The following is a 17,537-nucleotide window of genomic DNA, read 5'->3' as shown; positions in this document are numbered from 1 at the left end:
GCGTCCCCGCCCCCTCACGCCCTGTCGGGGCGATCACCCGCGGGACCACCAACCCCAACCGGCTGCGCCGCATGGACCGCTGGATCGCCGCCACGCACGGCGCCGCACTGCGCCGGGCCGACGCCCCGCTGGCCGTCGACCTCGGCTACGGAGCGGCCCCGTGGACCGCGGTGGAGCTGCTGTCCCGGCTGCGCACCGCGGCGCCCGCCGTCGAGGTGGCCGGCATCGAGATCGACCCGGCGCGCGTCGCCGCGGCCAAACCGTACGAGCGCCCGGGGCTGGCCTTCCTGCACGGCGGCTTCGAGATCCCGCTCCCCCGCCGCCCTCACCTCGTACGGGCGGCGAACGTGCTGCGTCAGTACGAGGAGCGGGAGGTGCCCGCCGTGTGGGAGCGGCTGTGCGCACGGCTCGCCCCGGGCGGGCTGCTGGTGGAGGGAACCTGCGACGAGATCGGGCGGCGACACGTGTGGGTGGCACTGGGTCCCGAGGGCCCGCGTACGGTGACGTTCGCCACCCGGCTGGGCTCCCTCGCGCGCCCCTCCGACCTGGCGGAGCGGCTGCCGAAGGCGTTGATCCACCGGAATGTTCAGGGGGAACCGGTGCATGCCTTTCTGCGCGACTTCGACCGCGCGTGGGCGGCGGCGGCGCCGTACGCGGCGTACGGGGCGCGGCAGCGCTGGATCAGGACGGCGCGCCGGCTCGTCGAGGACGGCTGGCCGCTGACGGACGGTCCGGGGCGGTGGCGGCAGGGCGAACTGACCGTCCGCTGGGACGCGTTGGCGCCGCGCGACTGACCCCGCCCACGCCTGGGCGCCGGCACGGGCGCGCGGAGGATGCTTGCGTCCTCCGCGAAACCTCCCCCATACGGGTGGGTTTGGGAACCTGCGTCGGATCTTGTTCGTCATTGCATCTGTCGCATCGGGCGGCAACATGGCACCATCCGGACCGGACCGATTTGCTACTGACTGATAATCAGTTTCTGTGCCTGGGGGGACTCACGGTGCGTGTGCAGGGCAAGCGAGGCGCGATCGTTGCGGCGACGGCGCTGGTGTGCGCGGTGACAGTGCTCGGCGGGCTGCCCGGCACGGCATACGCCGCACCGAAGCCGGACGGACCGAGTTCGACTCCGAGCCCCCGTCCGAGCGCCGGCAATGAGAGTGACGGCGCCGCCGGCAGCGGGGACGACGGGAGCACCCTCAGTACCGAGCGGCTCGAAGCGGTCCGCAAGGAGCTCGACGCGCTGTACCACGAGGCGGCCGCCGCCACCGACGCCTACAACCTCGCGGAGGAGAAGGCGGAGAAGCAGTCCGAGCGCATCGTGGAGCTGGCCAAGGAGATCACCGCGGGCCAGAAGAAGCTGGACCGCCTCAAGGCCCAGGCCGGCGCGGCAGCCCGCGCGCAGTACCGCACCGGTGGGCTGCCCCCCGAGGCGCGCCTCGTCCTCGGCGACGACCCCGAGGACTTCCTGAACGGCCTCAGCCAGGCGCGCCAGGAGGCACACGCCACCAGTGGCCTGCTCGGCGAGATGATCCGCACCCAGGAGGGCCTCCAGGCGGACGCGAAGGACGCCAGCGCCCAGTGGAAGCTGCTGGAGGCGAACCGCAAGAAGAAGGCCGCCGCCAGGCAGGAGATCCGCCGCAAGATCGCGGAGGCCAAGGCGCTGGAGTCGACCCTCGAGGAGAAGGAGCGCGAGCGCCTCGAAGAACTGGAGAAGCAGGCGCAGTACAAAGCGCAGAACGCCTGGCTCGACTCCGGTGTCCTCGACGAGATCGACGCCACGGCGAGCAAGGGCGGCAAGGCTGCCGTGGCCTACGCGACGGCCCAGATCGGCAAGCCGTACGAGTGGGGCGCCGAGGGCCCGAAGACGTTCGACTGCTCGGGACTGACGTCCCAGGCCTGGGCGGCCGCCGGTGTGACGATCCCGCGCACCTCGCAGGAGCAGTGGCGACTGCTGCCCCGCATCGACATCAAGGACATGCGTCCCGGCGACCTGATCATCTACAACAAGGACGCCAGTCACGTCGCCATGTACGTCGGTGACGGCGCGATGGTGCACGCCCCGCGCCCCGGGCGCAACGTCACCATCGCGGGCGCCGGCTCGATGCCGATCCTGGGCGTGGTGCGCCCGGACAAGTGATCCCGGCAATTTACGTCGTCGGGTGACCCGGCCGGGTGACTTCGGCGGGTGGGCAGTACGGAAGGCCGCCGGGTATGGGCAGGACGGACGGAGCGGCACCCCGGCACCCCAGCTCCGGGGCTCCGGGGCTCCGGGAACCACGTCAGGGCCGGGTCCGGAGCCCGGGAATGAGCCGTAGGGAGCCCGGAAGGACGTGCGGACCGGCGGTCCGGCGCGAAGGCCGGGGAGAGGCCGGGGCCGACCGCCCCGCGGCGGACCGGACCCCCGTCCGGCGGGTGGCGGCCGTCACAGACGGGCCGCGGCCCGAGAGCGTGATGTTCGTCATCCCCACGGACCTCGGCAAATGCCAAAAGCCGCCAGAGATGCGGCATATGACAACGGAGTTGCGTGGCTCACCATTCCTCTTGGCCACGGCCTACCGCTATGGTCCCTGGAAGTTGCCCTGGGGGGAGGGAAGGAACTTCAGCGATGCCCGCACCCATACCGCGGCAGAGGGAGATCCCGGCCGTGGAGAGTGGTCAGGCCGAGTCGCCGTCACCTGCCAGGACGCAGACCCACAGCACTCCGCCACCGAGCTCCGCACCGTCCGTACGGACCGCCGGGGCAGCCCAGGCCGCGCCGGCCCCCCGTACGGCGAGTCCCGCAATGAGCGCACCCACAACCCCCGCACCGTCGCCGGCCGAGACCGGACTGACCCTCCTCGTCATCGAGGACGACCCGACGGCCACCTTCACGCTGCCCGAGATGTCCGACGCGTCCGGCAAGCGCATCCGTGTCCGCACCGCCCGCAATCTCACCGAGGCCGAGCGACTGCTGACCGACGACGTCAGCTGCATCCTGCTCGACCTCTCGCTGCCCGGCGGCCGTGAGGGCGCCGACGCCGACGAACTCGAGGTGCTGCGCGCCGTACTGCGGCTCGCGCCCCGGCACGCCGTACTCGCCCTCACCGCGGAGTCGGACGCCGAGCGGGCCGCCGAGGCCGTACGGGTCGGCGCACAGGACTTCCTCTTCCGCCACGAACTCGACGAGCGGGTCCTCAGCCGCGCCATCCGGTACGCCGTGGAGCGCAAGCGCGCCGACATCGCCCAGTACAAGCTCGCCGAGTCCCGGCTGCGCGCCCAGGAGAACCGGCGGCTGGAGCGAGGGCTGCTGCCCACGCCGCTGCTGGACGGCTCCAACCTGCGGTTCGCCGCCCGTTACCGCCCCGGCCGCTCCCGCGCTCTGCTCGGCGGAGACTTCTACGACGCCGTGCGCACCCCGGACGGCACGGTCCACGCCATGATCGGCGACGTGTGCGGGCACGGCCCCGACGAGGCGGCGCTCGGCGTGGAGCTGCGGATCGCCTGGCGCGCCCTGACCTTCGCCGGGCTGTGCGGGGACGAGTTGCTCTGCACCATGCAGAAGGTGCTGGAGCACGAGCGCGCCAGCGACGAAATCTTCGCGACGCTCTGCACGGTGGACATCGCCGCGGACGGCCGCAGGGCCGGCGTCTGCCTGGCCGGGCACCCCGCCCCGCTGCTGCTGCGCGAGGCCCGGCACACCGGGGCGCTGCTGCCGGACACCGAGGGCGGTCCGGCCCTGGGCCTGCTGCCGGGCGCGCGCTGGCCGCGCCACCAGGTGAAGCTGGGCAAGTCGTGGAGCCTGATGATGTTCACCGACGGGCTGATCGAGGGCCGCGTCGGTGCGGGCAGCCGCAGGCTCGGGCAGGAAGGGCTGGTGGAACTCGTCGACCGTACGGTGGCGGACGGGACGCACGGCGAGGCCCTGCTCGACGCCACGCTGACGCAGGCCAGGGACCTGAACGGCGGAGAGCTGACGGACGATGTCGCCGTCCTGCTCCTGGACCGCGACTCCTGAGACCGCGCTGCCTGCCGCTCGCCCCGTCGGCGCCCGCTCCCGCGATCCGGGGCTCCGTGCCGCCGGGCCGTCCGAGCGCGGGGAAACGGGACCGCGGGTCTGCACGGCTCCGCGCGGCCGCACGATGACCGGACTGCGCGACTGCGGGACTGCGGGACCGCGCGGCTGACGGACCGCGCGACTGCCGGACTGCGCGGCTGACGGACCACGCGACTAACGGCCGCCGTTGTACGGCCCGTAGGGACCGTCGCTGCTGCTGCCGCCGCGGCGGGGACCGCCGCCGGAGATCTGCCGCACCGCCGGGCGCACGTCCACGATGTACACGATCGAGGCGATCAGGGCGATGATCGGCAGGAACGACAGGATCCCGAAGAGCAGGTTCACCACCACGCCGAGGCCGAGGACGATCAGCCAGAACGGCTTGGTCTTCTTGTCGGCGGCGCGGAAGGCGTCCTCGCGGCGGATCGCCGCGTCGATCAGCGCGAAAAGGCTGAGGCCGAGCACGGCCATCGAAAGCAACCAGAGCAGATTCGAGAACCCCTGCATCAGCACAACGCCCACCGCCTCCTGTGTGTACACCGTCCGGCCATCGCCACCGTACCCGTAGAACGGGCGGGACACCCCTGAGGTGCCCCGCCCGTCCACTCGTATCGCGTTGCCCCGCGCGCGGCGGGTCTCCGCTCCGTCACTTCGTCGGCGGCGTGGTCTTCTTGGCGGCGGGCTTGCGGGCTGCCGGGGCCTTCTTCGCGACGACCGGCTTGACCGGCGCGGCCTTCGCCTCCGCGGGCCCGGCCTCGGCCGGGTTCGGGGCGGGCGCGGCCGCGGCGGGCTTCGGCGTCTCGGTGACGGGCTTGGCCTCGGCCGGCTTCGGGGCGGGCGCGGGCTCGGGCTCGACGGCGATGGCGAACTCCTCGATCTCCTCTGCCGCCTCGCCGCGCCACTGCCGCACGGCCTGTTCGCCGTGCTCGGCGACCCGCTCGTACGCCTCACGGGCCTTCACGGCGTACTCGGCGGCCACGCCGACGCTCTTGAGGGCCAGGTCCTGGGCCGTCTCGCCCAGCTTCTTCAGGTCGGTGTCCAGGGTGCCGAGCACCTCGTGGACCTTCGCCTGCACGGTCGCCTGCGCCTCCTTGGCCTGCGTGGCCACCCGCTCCTGCACGGTCTTGGGGTCGGTGCCGCGCACGGCCTCGATCCGGGCGGGCGCCTCCGTACGGAGCTTCTGGATCAGCTCCGGGGTCTTCTCCGCGGCGTAGGCGACGGTGCCGGCGGCGAAGTAGAGGGGCTTCGGGTCGGTGATGGCCTTGCGCAGGTCTTCGGTGATGGCCATGACGGTGATCCTCCCGGGATCGCTTCAGCTGGCTTGGGGGTCTTGGGGTACGGCGGCGCCGCCGTCGGCAGCTCCGCCGCCGGCATCGCCCGCGCCGGGGTGCCCCTGGGCGCCGGCGGCACCGAAGGCACTCGCGGCGTTCTCCTTGCGGAAGGACTCGTAGATCTGGAGCAGCACCTGCTTCTGCCGCTCGTTGATCGAGGGGTCGGCGAGAATCACGCTCGTCACCTCGACCTCGTCCATCTCCCGCTCCGCGTCGAGGATTCCGGCCCGGACGTACAGCGTCTCGGCCGAGATCCGCAGTGCCTTCGCGAGCTGCTGCAGAATCTCCGCGCTGGGCTTGCGCAGACCGCGCTCGATCTGGCTGAGGTACGGGTTGGACACCCCGGCGGCATCGGCGAGCTGCCGCAGCGACAGCTGGGCCGTGCGGCGCTGCTCGCGCAGATACTCGCCGAGATTTCCGACATGGAGTGATGCCATACCTCGATGCTGCACCCACGGCGCTAACAATTGCAAGCGAGTGCTTGCAATAGTGTTCCGCGCCACGCCGGAACCACCCGGCCGGCCCGTCGCCGCCCCTGTCTCCCGGAGTTCAGCCCTGCCCCCGGTCCGGGGCTCACGCGCCCCTCTCTTCCGGTAGGAAGGGCGAAACGGAGCAGGCTCGGGGGGAACGGGACGGGCTGCCGCGGCGCCGGAGGGGAGACGCAGGTCACATTCGTTCGTGTCACAACCCTGCGGGGTCGTTCCGTCGAAGAGGTGCAACCACCGACAACGACACAGGAGTGTGCACCGTGGAAGCTCGGTTGAACCTCTTCGCCAGCCCGGTCGCGGCCAACTTCATGAAGCACATCGTCGCCGCGGGCAAGGTGCTGGGGGACTCGACGCTGCCGGCCGCGACGCAGGAACTGGTGAAACTCCGCGCCAGTCAGATCAACGGCTGCGGTTTCTGCACCGACATGCACGCCAAGGACGCCGCGCACGCCGGCGAGACCTCGACCCGCCTCAACCTGGTCGCGGCCTGGCGCGAGGCCACGGTCTTCACCGACGCCGAGCGCGCCGCCCTGGAGCTGGCGGAGCAGGGCACCCGCATCGCCGACGCGGCCGGCGGCGTCACGGACGAGGCCTGGGCGAATGCCGCCAAGTACTACGACGAGGAGCAGCTCGCCGCCTTGGTGTGCACCATCGCCCTCATCAACGCCTTCAATCGCGGGAACGTCATCATCCAGCAGCCCGCCGGCGACTACCGGCCCGGCCAGTTCGGCTGACCGGGAGTGCCCGGCCAGGACCGCCGGTGACCTCACGGTTGCGGCATCACACACCCCGGCCGACCGGTCGTTTCCGGGCGAGGCGACCGCGGCTCGTGGGGAACGGGCGGCGGCCCCCGGGCGTTGGCGAGCACGAGAAGCAGCGGGGTCCGGGCGGAGACCGCCGTGGCGAAGGACGGGAAAGAGGAACAGAACCGATGAAGCTGCGCTGTGCCGTGCTCGACGATTTCCAGGGGACCGCTGCCTCGTCCGCCGACTGGGGCGCGATCACCGGGGACGTGGAGATGGTCTCCTTCGACCGGCATTTCGCGACGGAGGAGGAACTGGCCGGGGCACTCGCCGGCTTCCAGGCGGTCGTCACCCTGCGCGAGCGCGTCGCGTTCCCCGCCTCGCTCTTCGCCCGTCTGCCCGAGCTGCGGCTGCTCATCGCCTCCGGTATGCGCAACTCGGTGATCGACTTCGCCGCGGCACGGGAGCACGGCGTGACCGTGTGCGGGACGACGAGTTCGTCGACGCCTCCGGTCGAGCTCACCTGGGCGCTGATCCTGGGCCTGGCGCGCGGCATCGTGACCGAGAACACGGCCCTGCGCACGGGCGGCCCCTGGCAGAGCACGGTCGGGGCCGATCTGCACGGCCGGCGGCTGGGTCTGCTGGGCCTGGGCAAGATCGGCAGCCGGGTGGCCGCGGTCGGGCTCGCCTTCGGGATGGAGGTCGTGGCGTGGAGCCAGAACCTGACCGAGGAGCGGGCCGACGAGGTGGGCGTCGGGCTCGCCGCGTCCAAGGAGGAGCTCCTGGGGTCCAGTGACTTCGTCTCCGTGCACCTGGCGCTGGGTGACCGCACGCGAGGACTGCTGGGTGCGCCGGAACTGGCGCTGATGAAGCCGACCGCGTATCTGGTCAATACCTCGCGGGCGGCGATCGTCGACCAGGAGGCGCTGTACACGGCCCTGCGGGAGGGCGCGATCGCGGGCGCCGGCCTCGATGTGTTCGACGTGGAGCCGCTGCCGCCCGCCCATCCGGTGCGCTCGCTGCCCCGGCTGCTGGCCACCCCCCATCTGGGCTACGTCTCGCAGGACAACTACCGCGCGTACTACGGCCAGGCCGTGGAGAACATCCGCGCGTTCCTCGCGGGCTCGCCGATACGCGTGCTGAACTGATGCTGCACGATGGGGGTGTGTCCGCGTGTGCGGAGAGGTTCAGGAGTCACCATGGTCAATTCGGGACACATCGACTCGACTGACGCGACTGACGGGGTCTACGGCGTTCACGAGGGCCTTGATGTGCGCGAGGTCGGTGAGGTCAGCGAGATCCACGAGACCCACGACCCCTACGAGCTGCACGGAGGCCGGGACGCCTTCGAGGACTTCGAGACCACGGCACCGGCCGCGCTCGTCGGTCATCCTCTCGGGCCGGGGAGGTCGGACCACCCCGGCCGTCCGGGCCTGAGCATCGAAGCCCTGACGCTCACCGAGCTGCGCAAACGGGAACCCGCGATCACGGACCGCCCCGTACGGCTGGAGCTGCACGAGCTCGTCCTGGTCGAATCCGGACACGGCGCGGAGAACGTCGACTTCACCGACCACGAGTGCGCCCCCGGCACCCTGTTGTGGCTGCGGCCCGGGCAGGTGCGGCGGGACCCGGTGGCGCCGCCCGGCCTCGACGGGTACGCCGTGCGGTTCGCCCCCTCGGCGCCGTCCCGCTCGCCGAGCCTGCGCCGGCTCCTGGACGACACGTACGACATCGGCGTCTGGAGACTCGCGCCCCAGGCCCGCACGACCGTCACGGCTACCGTGCGGCAGCTCGCCGAGGACTACGCGACCGCCTGCGGCATGTCGGCGCCCGCGGGGCCCGGCACGGTGACCCCGCCGCTCGGCGTCGAGCTGCTGTCCCACCAGCTGACGGTCCTGCTGCTGCGGATCGCGGCCCTGCCGCTGCCGCCCGGGGAGGACGCCGGGGGCGACCGCGCCGTCAGGAGCGAGGTCCGGGCGACGTACCGGCGGTTCAGGCGCGAGCTGGAGTGCCACTTCGACCGCACCCGGCAGGTCGAGGTCTACGCCCGGCTGCTCGGCTACTCCGCCAAGACCCTCAACCGCGTCTGCCGGGCCGCCACCGGCCGGTCCGCCAAGCAGGTCGTGGACGGCAGGGTGGTCCTGGAGGCCAAGCGGCTGCTGGCGCACACCGACATGCCGGCCGTCACGGTCGGCCGCCGGCTCGGATTCACCGAGGCGACGAACTTCGGCAAGTTCTTCACCCACCACGCCGGTGTGACGCCCGGCGAGTTCCGCAGCGCCTGGACGACCGCCGGGGCCACGGGGCGCGGGCAACCCTGAGCCCTGCCGCCGACCCTTCTGCAGAACCGTTTCCTCAACCCGTGTCACCGTCCATGCCGCGCCACCGGGCCGCGGCTCGGCCGCCGGCCCCGGATCCCCGGCCCCCCGGCTCAGGCCGCCGGGCCGTCTCCGCCCACTGCGGCCCACCGCCCGCCGAGCCCTCCGACCAGCCGTCCGGCACCGCGAACGGCAGTGGTCGCGCGTGCAGGACGTCGAGCCGCGAGACCGCCCGGGTGAGGACGACGTACAGCCGGTTCAGGCCGCGCTCCTCGGCCTCGGCGATCGCCGCGGGCTCGACGACCACGACGTGGCCCGGTCCTGATAGCCCCTCAGGCGGGCCCGGACCCCGCTGCGGGCACCATTGTCCGGTCTTCCCCCAGCCATGCGCGCCCCCCTGCTTTGCCCATGAACCCCTGGACCGGCCGGACGAGACTCAGCTCACTTACCCCGGACATGACATGGTCGCCCTGGGGAAGCGCCAGGGCAAGATAGGGGTTCGACGTGTGGGCACCGCGCAGGCCCAACGAGGCTCTGGCCGCGGACAGCGTCACGGCGTAGGAGTCCACCGCTCTGCGGACATTGGGAGCGTCCAGGTCCGACCCGGTCACCAGACGGTCCAGATCGACGTAGGCGGAGCGCACGGTCTCGATCCACCGATAGGTGTGGGCGTCCGTCGCCCAGCCGCGCGTGTACTCCTCACTCAGCTTTGCGCCCCACCGTTCGAACATCCGCTGCCGGATCTCGGCGCTGTGGGGGGTCAGGTGCAGGTGCCGCACCAGGTCGTACAGGGGATCGCCGACCATGGCCATCTCCCAGTCGATGATGACGAGACCCCGGCTCTCCTCGTCCCTGACCAGGTTCCACGGGTTGAGGTCGCCGTGCAGCAGGACGCGTCTGCGGGGGGTGACCGCGCGCGTGCGCAGAATCTCCTTCAGCCGGTGCGCGTCCGGGAGCCCGAGCACCCTTGCCAGTCGCATCGACTCCTTGGGCAGTGCCGCGACCAGACCCACAAGTTGGTCGCTCAGCCACTCGTAGAAGGTGCCGTCCGCCACGGTCGGGTCCAGATGCCCGAGGTCGGCCTCCGCCAGGGCGCACAACTGGTCGACCAGGTCGTCCGCCTCGTTCAGACGCAGCCCTGCGACCGGGTGGCTCGGCGGCCGGAGCGGATCGTGCGGGCCGACGTAAGTGTGCAGTTCGAAACGGTTCCCGCGTTCGCTCGTGCCCCGGGCCAGGACCGTGGGCACGCGGACGCGACAGCCCGCGGTGTCCAGCGCCCGCAGCACAACGTGCTCCTCCAGGAAGCAGGGCTCCCGCCGACTGCTCGCCGAGGGCAGCTTGCGGCGTACGACGACCGGTTCCGGCAGACCGCGCACCCGCACCACCGTGTTGAGATGGCCCGTCCCCTTGTACACCTGGTCGGCGCGGGCCGCTCCTTCCGCTACCAGCGCCTCTCCCACCACTTCCTGCGGCAGACCGGTCGCCCTGACGTAGTCGATCGGCCCCGTCCGCCGGGCGCGGCGTCCGGGGCGCGCGGCATGCCAGCGGTAGAGGATCCCTTCCACCTCGCCCTGCCGGGGCTCCCTGCCGAGGCGGAGCGGATCGCGGGCGGCCCGGAGCGCGTGCACCACCGACTCGGCGGCTTCTTCCAGACCGGCCGGGTCCTGCTCGTCGCCCAGGGACTTCGCCGCGCGGATCACGTCCGGAAACACGCTCTGCGCCCGCTCGAAGGCCAGGTAGTGACGCAGGTCTGTCTCGATGCCGCTCACGGCGGTGGGCCGGACCTGCCGCATGGCCCGGTACCAGGCGTCCTTGACCTCCTGCCACTGGGAGTCGGGGTACCGCATGCGCACCAGATGGGTGGCCAGGTCGTGCAGCGGATCCCCGTAGGTGGCCAGTTCCCAGTCGACGCAGATCAGGGGCAGTGAGCCCTGATAGGAGACGATCACGTTGTCACGGTGCAGGTCCGTGTGGAGCAGGCTGAACGGCCGGCGGGCCATGGGCGGGACGCGCTCCGCGAAACGGGTCATGGCGTCCTCTGGAATGCCCAGTGCCGCGAACAGCCCGCCGAATTCGGTCCAATTGGGCCGACGGACCTGCTGCTCGGTACGGAGCGCAAGGGTCCGCAGAAAGGAACGGCTGTCCTTGTTGTCGGGCCAGTTCGGGGGAAGATCGGGAAGGTCCTCCCGTCTGACCCTGACCATCTGGGCGAGCAGCTCCGCCAGAGCGCCGATCAGGCGGGAATCGACGGGTTTTCCGTTCTGGCAGATGCTGGAGAGCGGCACGCCCTCCACATAACTATGCACCGCGGTGTCGCCGTACTTGCCCAGGCACTGCGGCACATGGGGCAGGGCGTCATGGATCGCGTCAAGGATCTGGGACTCGTCCTGCCAGGTTCTGATGACCACGGGTGACGGGTCGGGCAGTCGGCGCCGCACGGTGACCGACACCCCCGGCTCTCGCCCCACCAGTCGGGCCATGGAATCGGTGAGGGCCACCCGGAAGTTCCGGTTGTGGTAACCGCGCGTCATCTCACCGTGATGCAGGGCGTGGCGCACGAACTCGCCGAATACGTCCAGTGGGGCACGTTCCGTGGCGGGGCGAGCGGCCACAGCGGGTTCGACCACGGGCCGCTCCTGAATATGCACGCAGGGACATCGATGCCGATGCGCACACCGTAACGCTCAATACCCCGCCGCGCAGAGCCACTTGATCTACCCGTAACCCAAGCGAGTTAAACCGGCCTCTTTGTCCGCCGGACAGCCGACCCGGCGCCCGCGCCCGCCAGGGCCCGTTCAGGTGCCCAGAAGGTCCCAGTGGGAGTCGAACCACGCCTGCGCGGCGCTGACGAAGAGCGATCCCTGCGAACCCGGGTCGCCGTCCTCGGAGTAGTGGAAGAGGGTGGCTCCCAGGCCCAGCGCGTCGATCGCACCCAGCACTTCCCCATTGTCCAGTTCGATGGGGCGGTCGAGCACCTCGTAGAAACCGTGCAGCGCCTGGGTGCCGCCCAGCAGGTAGAGCTTGAAGCCGGGGGTGAGCGGAACCCGCCTGATCTGCACGTCCACGTGCGGCACCAGGCCTTCCGCACGCAGATCGAGAAGGGCCGAGCGCAGGGATGCCGTGTGCCGGCGGCTGATGTCCCGCAGCCGGTCCAGAGGACGCATGTCCTCCGGGTCCTCTTTCGCCCTCGGATAGGCCAGCCGGGTGCTCTCATGGGGCAGCAGCAGCCGTACGGTGATGTCCTGCGGAGCGATCTCTCCGGCCCTCACCCGTTCCGCCTGCAGCCGGACGTGGACGTCCAGGGACTCCGAAGTGAGGGTGAAGACGTCCAGGGTCACTTCCTCGGCCTCGAACGCCTCGCCGATGAACGGCCCGAGCCGGGGGCGGGGGCGCGTGTCGGCGGCGGAGTGTATGCGCTGGGCCTTGATGACCCGGGTGCCGCTGCCCTGGCGGCTCTGGACCCACCCCTCGTTGGCGAGTTCCCGCAGAGCCCGCTGGACGGTGTCCCGGGAGACTCCGAACTCCTGGGCCAGCCTGCGCTGGGTGGGAAGCGAGTCCCCCAGCCGGTAGGTGCCGTCACCCATCCGGGCGCGCAGCGACTCCACGACGCGCCGGAACTCCGTGCCGCCTCCGTCAGCGGTTTCCTCACTCATCGTCCACTACTTTCAGACAAGTTGGCATGCCGTTGCCTCGCCCACGTTAGTGGATCCACCCCACAGGGGACGCCAATATCAAGCCTTCCAGTCCAATTGGACCAGAAGTGCATCGAGTGGCTGAACTTGTCGGAGGGGGATGATCGCCATGGTCGTCACGATGCTCGCGGAACAGGCACTCGCGGCCACCGTCGCGCACTTCGTGCAGTGGCGCTTCGGATACGCGGGGCTGGTCGGCCTCGCGCTGGTCGTCGTCGGCGCCAGGACCCGGAGTGCCAGGTGCGCCTCGGCCGGGCTGGGGCTTCTGGCTCTGCTGCAGCTCGCTCAGGCCTGACCCAGTCGCCTCACCAGCGCCAGCACCGGCTCCAGGGAGTCGACCACCGTCGTCGCGCCGGCCCGGTGGAGGCGCCGGATGCGGGGCTCGTCCCGTCCGTAGCCCAGGAAGCGCACGCCGGCCCGGTTGGCCGCCTCCAGGTCGGAGGGGGTATCGCCGATCATCAGGGCGTCGCCGGGGCGGGTTCCGGTCGAGGCGAGGGCGCGGTGGAGGCAGTCGGGATCGGGTTTGAGCAGATCCAGTTCGGTGGTGCGGCCGTGGATGTGCGGGCCGAACGCCTCGGTGAGGCCGCGGTCGGCGAGGTAGCGCTCCACGACCTTGGGGGAATTGTTGGTCGCGATGGCCAGCCGGACCCCCACTGCCCGCCAGGTGCGCACCAGCGGATCGGCGTGCGGGGTGGGCCACGCGGTCGCCGTGGCGTGGAGTTCCTCCGCGGTGAGTCTCTCCTCCAGTTCCTCGACGAGCTCGCTGCCTGGGTGGATCAGGTCCACGGCCCTCAGCACGGCGTGCGGATCGCCGGACTCGCGTTCCTCGTCCGTCAGCAGCACGTGCTGCCCTCGTTCCTCCAGCCAGTCGATCAGGCTCTCCGCGACGGCATGCGCCCGGTGGCCCGCGAAAAGCCGGCAGATCGGACCGTCGAAATCGAAGAGGACGCACTTCACCCCGGTGATCAGGTCCCTGAGCTCCTCCACCACATGCGCCGCCAGTTCTTCCTTGGATGTCGTATCGGAAGCCACTAGGAGAGTGTCAGGTCCGAGGTGATTGTGTTCCAGAGGGCGTCGAACCAGTTCTGGGACTGCTCGACGAAGGCGCTGTCGCGCGACCCGGCTTCGGGTCCGGCGCCGAAGGGGAACAGCAGGGACTGGGTGCCGAGCGCGTCGTACATCTCCATGGGCTCCTCGTTCACCTGCTCCTCCCGCCTGGTGATCGTGTAGTACGCGAAGAGCGCCTCCCGCCCGTTGAGGATGTACAGCTTCACCGGCGGGGTGAAGGGCAGGGCGCGGAAGGTCACCCGTACGTCGATGCCGTGCGTGGCGCGCAGGGCCTGGAGGTTGTGGCGCAGCACCTGGCCCTGGGAGTTGCGCATCGCGAGCCAGCGTTCGTGGAGTTCGGCGGCCTTGGCGTCGTCCACCGGGACGGGGAAGGCCAGGTCGATCTCCCGGCTGGGTAGCAGGATGCGGACCGTGATGGCCTCGGGGCACGCCCGGCCCTCGTGGATGCTGCGGATCGGGTCGTGGAGGGCCAGCATCAGGGATTCCGCGGTGAGCGACAGCGCGTCGACGCGGACGTGGCGGGCGGTGAAGGCCTCGGTGATGCGGGGGGCCAGCGCGACCATCGTGGACCGGGGCTGTTCGGCCGGTGTCGGGACGCCGTTGGTGTGGGCGGGCGCGGGGTCGGCGACGGTGGCGGGGACGCCCCGGGTGACGTCGGTGAGCAGATCCTCCTCCTGGAGGATCTTCAGGGCCTGGCGGATCGTGCCGCGTTCGACGCCGAACTCGTCGGCGAGGGTGGCCTGGGTCGGCATGCGTGTGCCCACGGCGTAGACGCGGGTCCGGATGCGTTCGCGCAGCACGTCGGCCACTTCGTGATACGTGGGCTTCCTGCCGCCGCCGTTCAGTGGTTCCTGTTGCACGGTCACGACCAAACGCTACAACTCAAGACCATCAGGCGGAAGTTGTTTAGAAGTTGTTTATGGATCGCAACCAAGTGGGGACAACAGCAATGGAGTTGGTCGCCAACTCGGCCGCATTTGGCGGAGCGGGACCCTCCACCGACGCCGAAGAGGGAGGGACCACCATGCCTGCCATCGCACTCCTCCTCGCTGTGATCTCGCTGGGCACCGAGCAGCTCGTCCAGTGGCGGTACGGACCCATGGGCCTGCTCGGCCTGGTCCTGCTGACCGTCGGGATCAAGGCCGACAGCCCTCCGGTCAGCGCCGTCGGCGCGGCCATCCTGGCCGCGCTGGTCGCCGGCCCTGCGCTCTGAGACGCACCTCGCCCTACGGGCCGAACCTCAGGTCCGTGGTGATCGTGTTCCACAGCGCGTCGAACCACAGCCGGGACTGCTCCACGAACGCGGCGTCCCGCGGCCCGCCGCCCTCGGCGCGGAAGGAGAAGAGCATCGAGCGCGTGCCCTGGGTGTCGTACATCTCCAGGGACTCGTGGTCGATCTGCGCCTGGCGCTTGGTGATCGTGTAGTAGGCGAAGAGCGCCTCGCGCCCGCCCAGCAGATAGAGCTTCACGGGTGGCGTGAAAGGCAGGGCGCGGAAGCCGACCTTCACATCGATGCCGTGCGTGGCGCGAAGTGCCAGGAGATTGTGCCGCAGGACCTGGCCCTGGGCATTTCGCTGGGCCAGCCACTGACGCTGCGGCCGGTCGTCCTCCGCGTCCGCGACAGGCGTGGGGAAGGCGAGGTTGATGTCACGACTGGGAAGCAGGACCCGGACGTCGACCTTGGCCGGTTTGATACGCCCCTCGTGGATCAGCCGAAGCGGTTCGCTCAGCGCCAGAGTGAAGGAGCCGGCCGTCAGGCAGAGCGCGTCGATACTGACGTGGGGTGCGGAGAAGGCCTCGGCGACGCGGGGCGCGAGGGCGACCATCGTGGGCCTGGGGGCCGGTTCGGTCCCGGCACGGGTGTGCTCCCCGGGGGCGGCGACCGTGGCGGGGCTGCCCCTGGACACATTGGTGAGCAGGTGTTCCCGCTGGAGGATCCGCAGGGCCTGGCGCACCACACCGCGCTCGACTCCGAACTCCTCCGCCAGCCGGGCCTGGGTGGGCATGCGCTCTCCCGGCCGCATCCGGCCGGACGCGATCCTGGCGCGCAGCGCGTCGGCCACCTCATGGTGCTTCGGCCTGCGTCCGCCGAGGCCGTTCGCACCGTTTGCGCCGCTGACCGACTCATCCTCCGGGCTCACAGCCAAACCGTACAACTTTTCGCCATCTATGGGGAGTTGCCATGATGCTGGTTATGGGGTGGCATCGAAAGGGGACAACTTCAAGTAAGTTGGCCACCAAGTCAGGAGGAGCTGGCGGAAGTTCCCACGAGGTTGGTCAACCAACGTCCAGTACTTCCAAGGGGGAACCGCCATGCCACTCGTCGCACTCGCGCTCGCCGCCTTCGCCCTCGGCTTCGAACAGCTCATCCAGTGGCAGTTCGGCGCCATGGGGGTCGTCGCGCTCGTCATGCTCACCCTGGGCGCCAAGGCCAAGCACACGCCGACCACCTGCGCCGGGGCCGTGATCCTGGCCATGCTGCTCGCTCAGCCGATCCTCGGCTGAGCGACGGCCCGGCCACGGCCCGCCGAGATCAGCCCCGGCCCGGGCGAAGACCGGGCAAGGACCGAACGAAGCTCCACTCCGGGTGCGATCCCACCGCTAGAACATGTCCGGGCACCAGGGACGCCTGGACGTGCGGAACAGGGCGTCGGCGGTCGCCGCCGCGCCCGGCCGCTCCTCGGTCACCCGGCCGAGTGCCGCAAGGCGGGCAACCGACTCGTCACCGAGCCAGATCGCGCCCAGTTCGGTGAGACCGAACACGAGGCCGGGGTTCTCGGTCGTCGGCCGGCAACTCGCCCCGTCCCGCGAGGCGTCGAGCCGGAACCGCCCCCCGGACAGCCCCGATCCGTCCCGCACCTCGAGGACCACCTTCGCCTCCGCCCCGTACGTACGCGCCTGGAGCGCCTGTACGACGTCGAGGACCCGCACCCACAGCCAGTCCGCGTACGTGACCGTACGGGCCGCCCGAGGGTCGGGAAGAAGCAGCGGCAGCAGGGCGTCCGGGGCGAGGTAGCCGCTCCTGACCCTGGCGATCCAGTCCACCGAGCAGACGAAGTGCCACAGCGCGCGCTCGGCCGCCGGGGTCACCGCGATCATGTCGCTCACCGTCGCGGTGTCCACGGGCATCTTGGCGTCGTTCCAGTCGTCGTCCGACCGGTACGTCATCAGCCCCTCCACCTCCCCCGACGCGGAGCGGTACACGGCGTGGAAGGGCTCGGTCCACGGATGCCTGTCCAGCCTCAGCAGGCCGGTGCCTATCTGCCACCCGCGGTCGTCCCGGCCGATGGCCCCCGGCTGCGCGCGCCGCAGCCGCTCGTAGAGCTCCGGCCCCAGCTTGCGCACGTCGGCGCCGTCGACCAGGTCGATACGCCCCCCGCACTCCGGGCCCGACCAGCGTGGGTCGAGCCCGGCCCGCGGCACGTCGACCTCCCACACCGTGGCCCAGGTGGCGGGCCCGAAGCCGTACCGTCCGTAGATCGGGTACTCCGCCGCGATGAGCGTGGCCACGGCGTCGCCGCGCTCCCTGGCCGCCGCGAGGTCGTTCGCCATCATCCGGCCGAGCAGGCCCCGGCGGCGGTGGGTCGGGGAGACGGAGACGTTGGAGATCGCGTTCGCGGCGACGGCCGCACCGCCCACCGCGGTGACCTCCTGGGAGAAGGAACGGAAGGTGGCCACGCACCTGCCACCGTCGAAGGCGCCCTGGGTACGGTCGGGGTCGACGTACGAGCCGCGGTCCGCCACCTCCTCGTCCGACACCGAAGGCGGCCTGAGAAAACCGGTGTTGAGGGCCCGTGCCCAGTCGCGGAGGTCGGATCGGGAAATGGTCCGGACGTCGAGGCTCATGGGGTCACGCTAGAGCGG

At 71.0% G+C, this 17,537-nt stretch carries 19 protein-coding genes; 9 read left to right on the top strand and 10 right to left on the bottom strand.

From position 1 onward, the window contains the following. The 3 genes from GUY61_RS19350 to GUY61_RS19340 form a co-directional block, all read left to right on the top strand. Positions 1 to 794 (top strand): class I SAM-dependent methyltransferase (locus GUY61_RS19350; RefSeq protein ID WP_243766582.1); only part of this gene is annotated, 794 nt, incomplete at its 5' end. Positions 795 to 1,006: 212 nt separating this feature from the next. Continuing rightward, positions 1,007 to 2,137: a C40 family peptidase gene (locus GUY61_RS19345; protein ID WP_166631454.1), complete on the top strand. Its 1,131-nt coding sequence runs from the start codon at positions 1,007 to 1,009 to the stop codon at positions 2,135 to 2,137. A 468-nt stretch (positions 2,138 to 2,605) separates the two neighbouring features. Then, positions 2,606 to 3,994, top strand: a complete 1,389-nt coding sequence (locus tag GUY61_RS19340; RefSeq protein ID WP_166631453.1) for a PP2C family protein-serine/threonine phosphatase — start codon at positions 2,606 to 2,608, stop codon at positions 3,992 to 3,994. A gap of 213 nt (positions 3,995 to 4,207) precedes the next feature. On the opposite strand, the gene GUY61_RS19335 is transcribed toward GUY61_RS19340, so the two are convergent. The 3 genes from GUY61_RS19335 to GUY61_RS19325 all read right to left on the bottom strand — a co-directional run bounded on the left by GUY61_RS19335 (position 4,208) and on the right by GUY61_RS19325 (position 5,801). Continuing rightward, positions 4,208 to 4,540, bottom strand: coding sequence for a DUF2516 family protein (locus GUY61_RS19335; protein ID WP_166631459.1), 333 nt, complete (start codon positions 4,538 to 4,540; stop codon positions 4,208 to 4,210). 139 nt (positions 4,541 to 4,679) lie between these two features. Then, a complete protein-coding gene (locus GUY61_RS19330; RefSeq protein WP_166631452.1) occupies positions 4,680 to 5,321 on the bottom strand; it encodes a hypothetical protein in 642 nt (213 codons plus the stop codon). A 24-nt stretch (positions 5,322 to 5,345) separates the two neighbouring features. Further along, on the bottom strand, positions 5,346 to 5,801 hold the full coding sequence (locus tag GUY61_RS19325) for a helix-turn-helix domain-containing protein (protein ID WP_243766581.1): 456 nt from the start codon (positions 5,799 to 5,801) through the stop codon (positions 5,346 to 5,348). A 311-nt stretch (positions 5,802 to 6,112) separates the two neighbouring features. On the opposite strand from GUY61_RS19325, the gene GUY61_RS19320 reads away from it, so the two are divergent. From GUY61_RS19320 to GUY61_RS19310, 3 genes are all read left to right on the top strand, one after another. Further along, positions 6,113 to 6,586, top strand: a complete 474-nt coding sequence (locus tag GUY61_RS19320; RefSeq protein ID WP_166631451.1) for a carboxymuconolactone decarboxylase family protein — start codon at positions 6,113 to 6,115, stop codon at positions 6,584 to 6,586. A gap of 197 nt (positions 6,587 to 6,783) precedes the next feature. Then, positions 6,784 to 7,743 carry a D-2-hydroxyacid dehydrogenase family protein gene (locus GUY61_RS19315; protein WP_166631450.1) on the top strand — a complete coding sequence of 320 codons (960 nt, stop codon included), beginning with the start codon at positions 6,784 to 6,786 and terminating at the stop codon, positions 7,741 to 7,743. A 51-nt stretch (positions 7,744 to 7,794) separates the two neighbouring features. Beyond that, positions 7,795 to 8,916 (top strand): AraC family transcriptional regulator, encoded by a 1,122-nt coding sequence (locus GUY61_RS19310; RefSeq protein WP_166631449.1) that lies wholly within the window; start codon positions 7,795 to 7,797, stop codon positions 8,914 to 8,916. Positions 8,917 to 8,950: 34 nt separating this feature from the next. On the opposite strand, the gene GUY61_RS19305 is transcribed toward GUY61_RS19310, so the two are convergent. The 3 genes from GUY61_RS19305 to GUY61_RS19295 all read right to left on the bottom strand — a co-directional run bounded on the left by GUY61_RS19305 (position 8,951) and on the right by GUY61_RS19295 (position 12,566). Further along, on the bottom strand, positions 8,951 to 9,220 hold the full coding sequence (locus GUY61_RS19305) for a hypothetical protein (RefSeq protein ID WP_166631448.1): 270 nt from the start codon (positions 9,218 to 9,220) through the stop codon (positions 8,951 to 8,953). A 25-nt stretch (positions 9,221 to 9,245) separates the two neighbouring features. Continuing rightward, on the bottom strand, positions 9,246 to 11,444 hold the full coding sequence (locus tag GUY61_RS19300; protein ID WP_166631458.1) for an aminoglycoside phosphotransferase family protein: 2,199 nt from the start codon (positions 11,442 to 11,444) through the stop codon (positions 9,246 to 9,248). Between the two features lie 264 nt (positions 11,445 to 11,708). Continuing rightward, positions 11,709 to 12,566, bottom strand: coding sequence for a winged helix-turn-helix domain-containing protein (locus GUY61_RS19295; RefSeq protein ID WP_166631447.1), 858 nt, complete (start codon positions 12,564 to 12,566; stop codon positions 11,709 to 11,711). Between the two features lie 139 nt (positions 12,567 to 12,705). Between GUY61_RS19295 and GUY61_RS19290 the strand changes: the two genes are divergently transcribed. Next, on the top strand, positions 12,706 to 12,900 hold the full coding sequence (locus tag GUY61_RS19290) for a hypothetical protein (protein ID WP_243766580.1): 195 nt from the start codon (positions 12,706 to 12,708) through the stop codon (positions 12,898 to 12,900). On the opposite strand, the gene GUY61_RS19285 is transcribed toward GUY61_RS19290, so the two are convergent. Together GUY61_RS19285 and GUY61_RS19280 are read right to left on the bottom strand one after the other, a co-directional pair. Next, a complete protein-coding gene (locus tag GUY61_RS19285; RefSeq protein WP_313896737.1) occupies positions 12,891 to 13,637 on the bottom strand; it encodes an HAD family phosphatase in 747 nt (248 codons plus the stop codon). The two genes, GUY61_RS19290 and GUY61_RS19285, sit on opposite strands and share 10 nt — an antisense overlap. Further along, complete coding sequence (locus GUY61_RS19280; RefSeq protein WP_166631446.1) at positions 13,637 to 14,545, bottom strand: winged helix-turn-helix domain-containing protein; 909 nt, start codon at positions 14,543 to 14,545, stop codon at positions 13,637 to 13,639. The genes GUY61_RS19285 and GUY61_RS19280 overlap by 1 nt, the downstream gene beginning before the upstream one ends. Before the next feature lie 152 nt (positions 14,546 to 14,697). Between GUY61_RS19280 and GUY61_RS19275 the strand changes: the two genes are divergently transcribed. Then, on the top strand, positions 14,698 to 14,886 hold the full coding sequence (locus GUY61_RS19275; RefSeq protein WP_166631445.1) for a hypothetical protein: 189 nt from the start codon (positions 14,698 to 14,700) through the stop codon (positions 14,884 to 14,886). A gap of 13 nt (positions 14,887 to 14,899) precedes the next feature. Here GUY61_RS19275 and GUY61_RS19270 read toward each other — a convergent pair whose 3' ends face one another. Further along, positions 14,900 to 15,820, bottom strand: coding sequence for a winged helix-turn-helix domain-containing protein (locus GUY61_RS19270; RefSeq protein ID WP_208106185.1), 921 nt, complete (start codon positions 15,818 to 15,820; stop codon positions 14,900 to 14,902). Between the two features lie 166 nt (positions 15,821 to 15,986). Between GUY61_RS19270 and GUY61_RS19265 the strand changes: the two genes are divergently transcribed. Beyond that, the gene (locus tag GUY61_RS19265; protein WP_166631444.1) at positions 15,987 to 16,178 is read left to right on the top strand and encodes a hypothetical protein; all 192 of its coding nucleotides are present in this window, start codon (positions 15,987 to 15,989) and stop codon (positions 16,176 to 16,178) included. A gap of 96 nt (positions 16,179 to 16,274) precedes the next feature. Here the strand turns inward: GUY61_RS19265 and GUY61_RS19260 are convergent, their stop codons facing one another. Beyond that, positions 16,275 to 17,519 (bottom strand): GNAT family N-acetyltransferase, encoded by a 1,245-nt coding sequence (locus GUY61_RS19260; protein ID WP_166631443.1) that lies wholly within the window; start codon positions 17,517 to 17,519, stop codon positions 16,275 to 16,277. Positions 17,520 to 17,537: the final 18 nt, after the last annotated feature.

Source organism: Streptomyces sp. GC420, from assembly GCF_009916105.1.
In the GTDB taxonomy this organism is placed as follows: Bacteria; Actinomycetota; Actinomycetes; order Streptomycetales; family Streptomycetaceae; genus Streptomyces.
Note: the sequence above shows the minus strand (reverse complement) of the source record. Positions and strands in the feature narration are given on the sequence as shown.

Bases quoted from the DNA above. Each gene is read 5' to 3' on its own strand.
- GUY61_RS19295 (WP_166631447.1), bottom strand. From the start codon at position 12,566: ATGAGTGAGGAAACCGCTGACGGAGGCGGCACGGAGTTCCGGCGCGTC.
- GUY61_RS19325 (WP_243766581.1), bottom strand. From the start codon at position 5,801: ATGGCATCACTCCATGTCGGAAATCTCGGCGAGTATCTGCGCGAGCAG.
- GUY61_RS19265 (WP_166631444.1), top strand. From the start codon at position 15,987: ATGCCACTCGTCGCACTCGCGCTCGCCGCCTTCGCCCTCGGCTTCGAA.
- GUY61_RS19300 (WP_166631458.1), bottom strand. From the start codon at position 11,444: ATGACGCGCGGTTACCACAACCGGAACTTCCGGGTGGCCCTCACCGAT.
- GUY61_RS19330 (WP_166631452.1), bottom strand. From the start codon at position 5,321: ATGGCCATCACCGAAGACCTGCGCAAGGCCATCACCGACCCGAAGCCC.
- GUY61_RS19260 (WP_166631443.1), bottom strand. From the start codon at position 17,519: ATGAGCCTCGACGTCCGGACCATTTCCCGATCCGACCTCCGCGACTGG.
- GUY61_RS19335 (WP_166631459.1), bottom strand. From the start codon at position 4,540: ATGCAGGGGTTCTCGAATCTGCTCTGGTTGCTTTCGATGGCCGTGCTC.
- GUY61_RS19310 (WP_166631449.1), top strand. From the start codon at position 7,795: ATGGTCAATTCGGGACACATCGACTCGACTGACGCGACTGACGGGGTC.
- GUY61_RS19315 (WP_166631450.1), top strand. From the start codon at position 6,784: ATGAAGCTGCGCTGTGCCGTGCTCGACGATTTCCAGGGGACCGCTGCC.
- GUY61_RS19340 (WP_166631453.1), top strand. From the start codon at position 2,606: ATGCCCGCACCCATACCGCGGCAGAGGGAGATCCCGGCCGTGGAGAGT.
- GUY61_RS19290 (WP_243766580.1), top strand. From the start codon at position 12,706: ATGATCGCCATGGTCGTCACGATGCTCGCGGAACAGGCACTCGCGGCC.
- GUY61_RS19275 (WP_166631445.1), top strand. From the start codon at position 14,698: ATGCCTGCCATCGCACTCCTCCTCGCTGTGATCTCGCTGGGCACCGAG.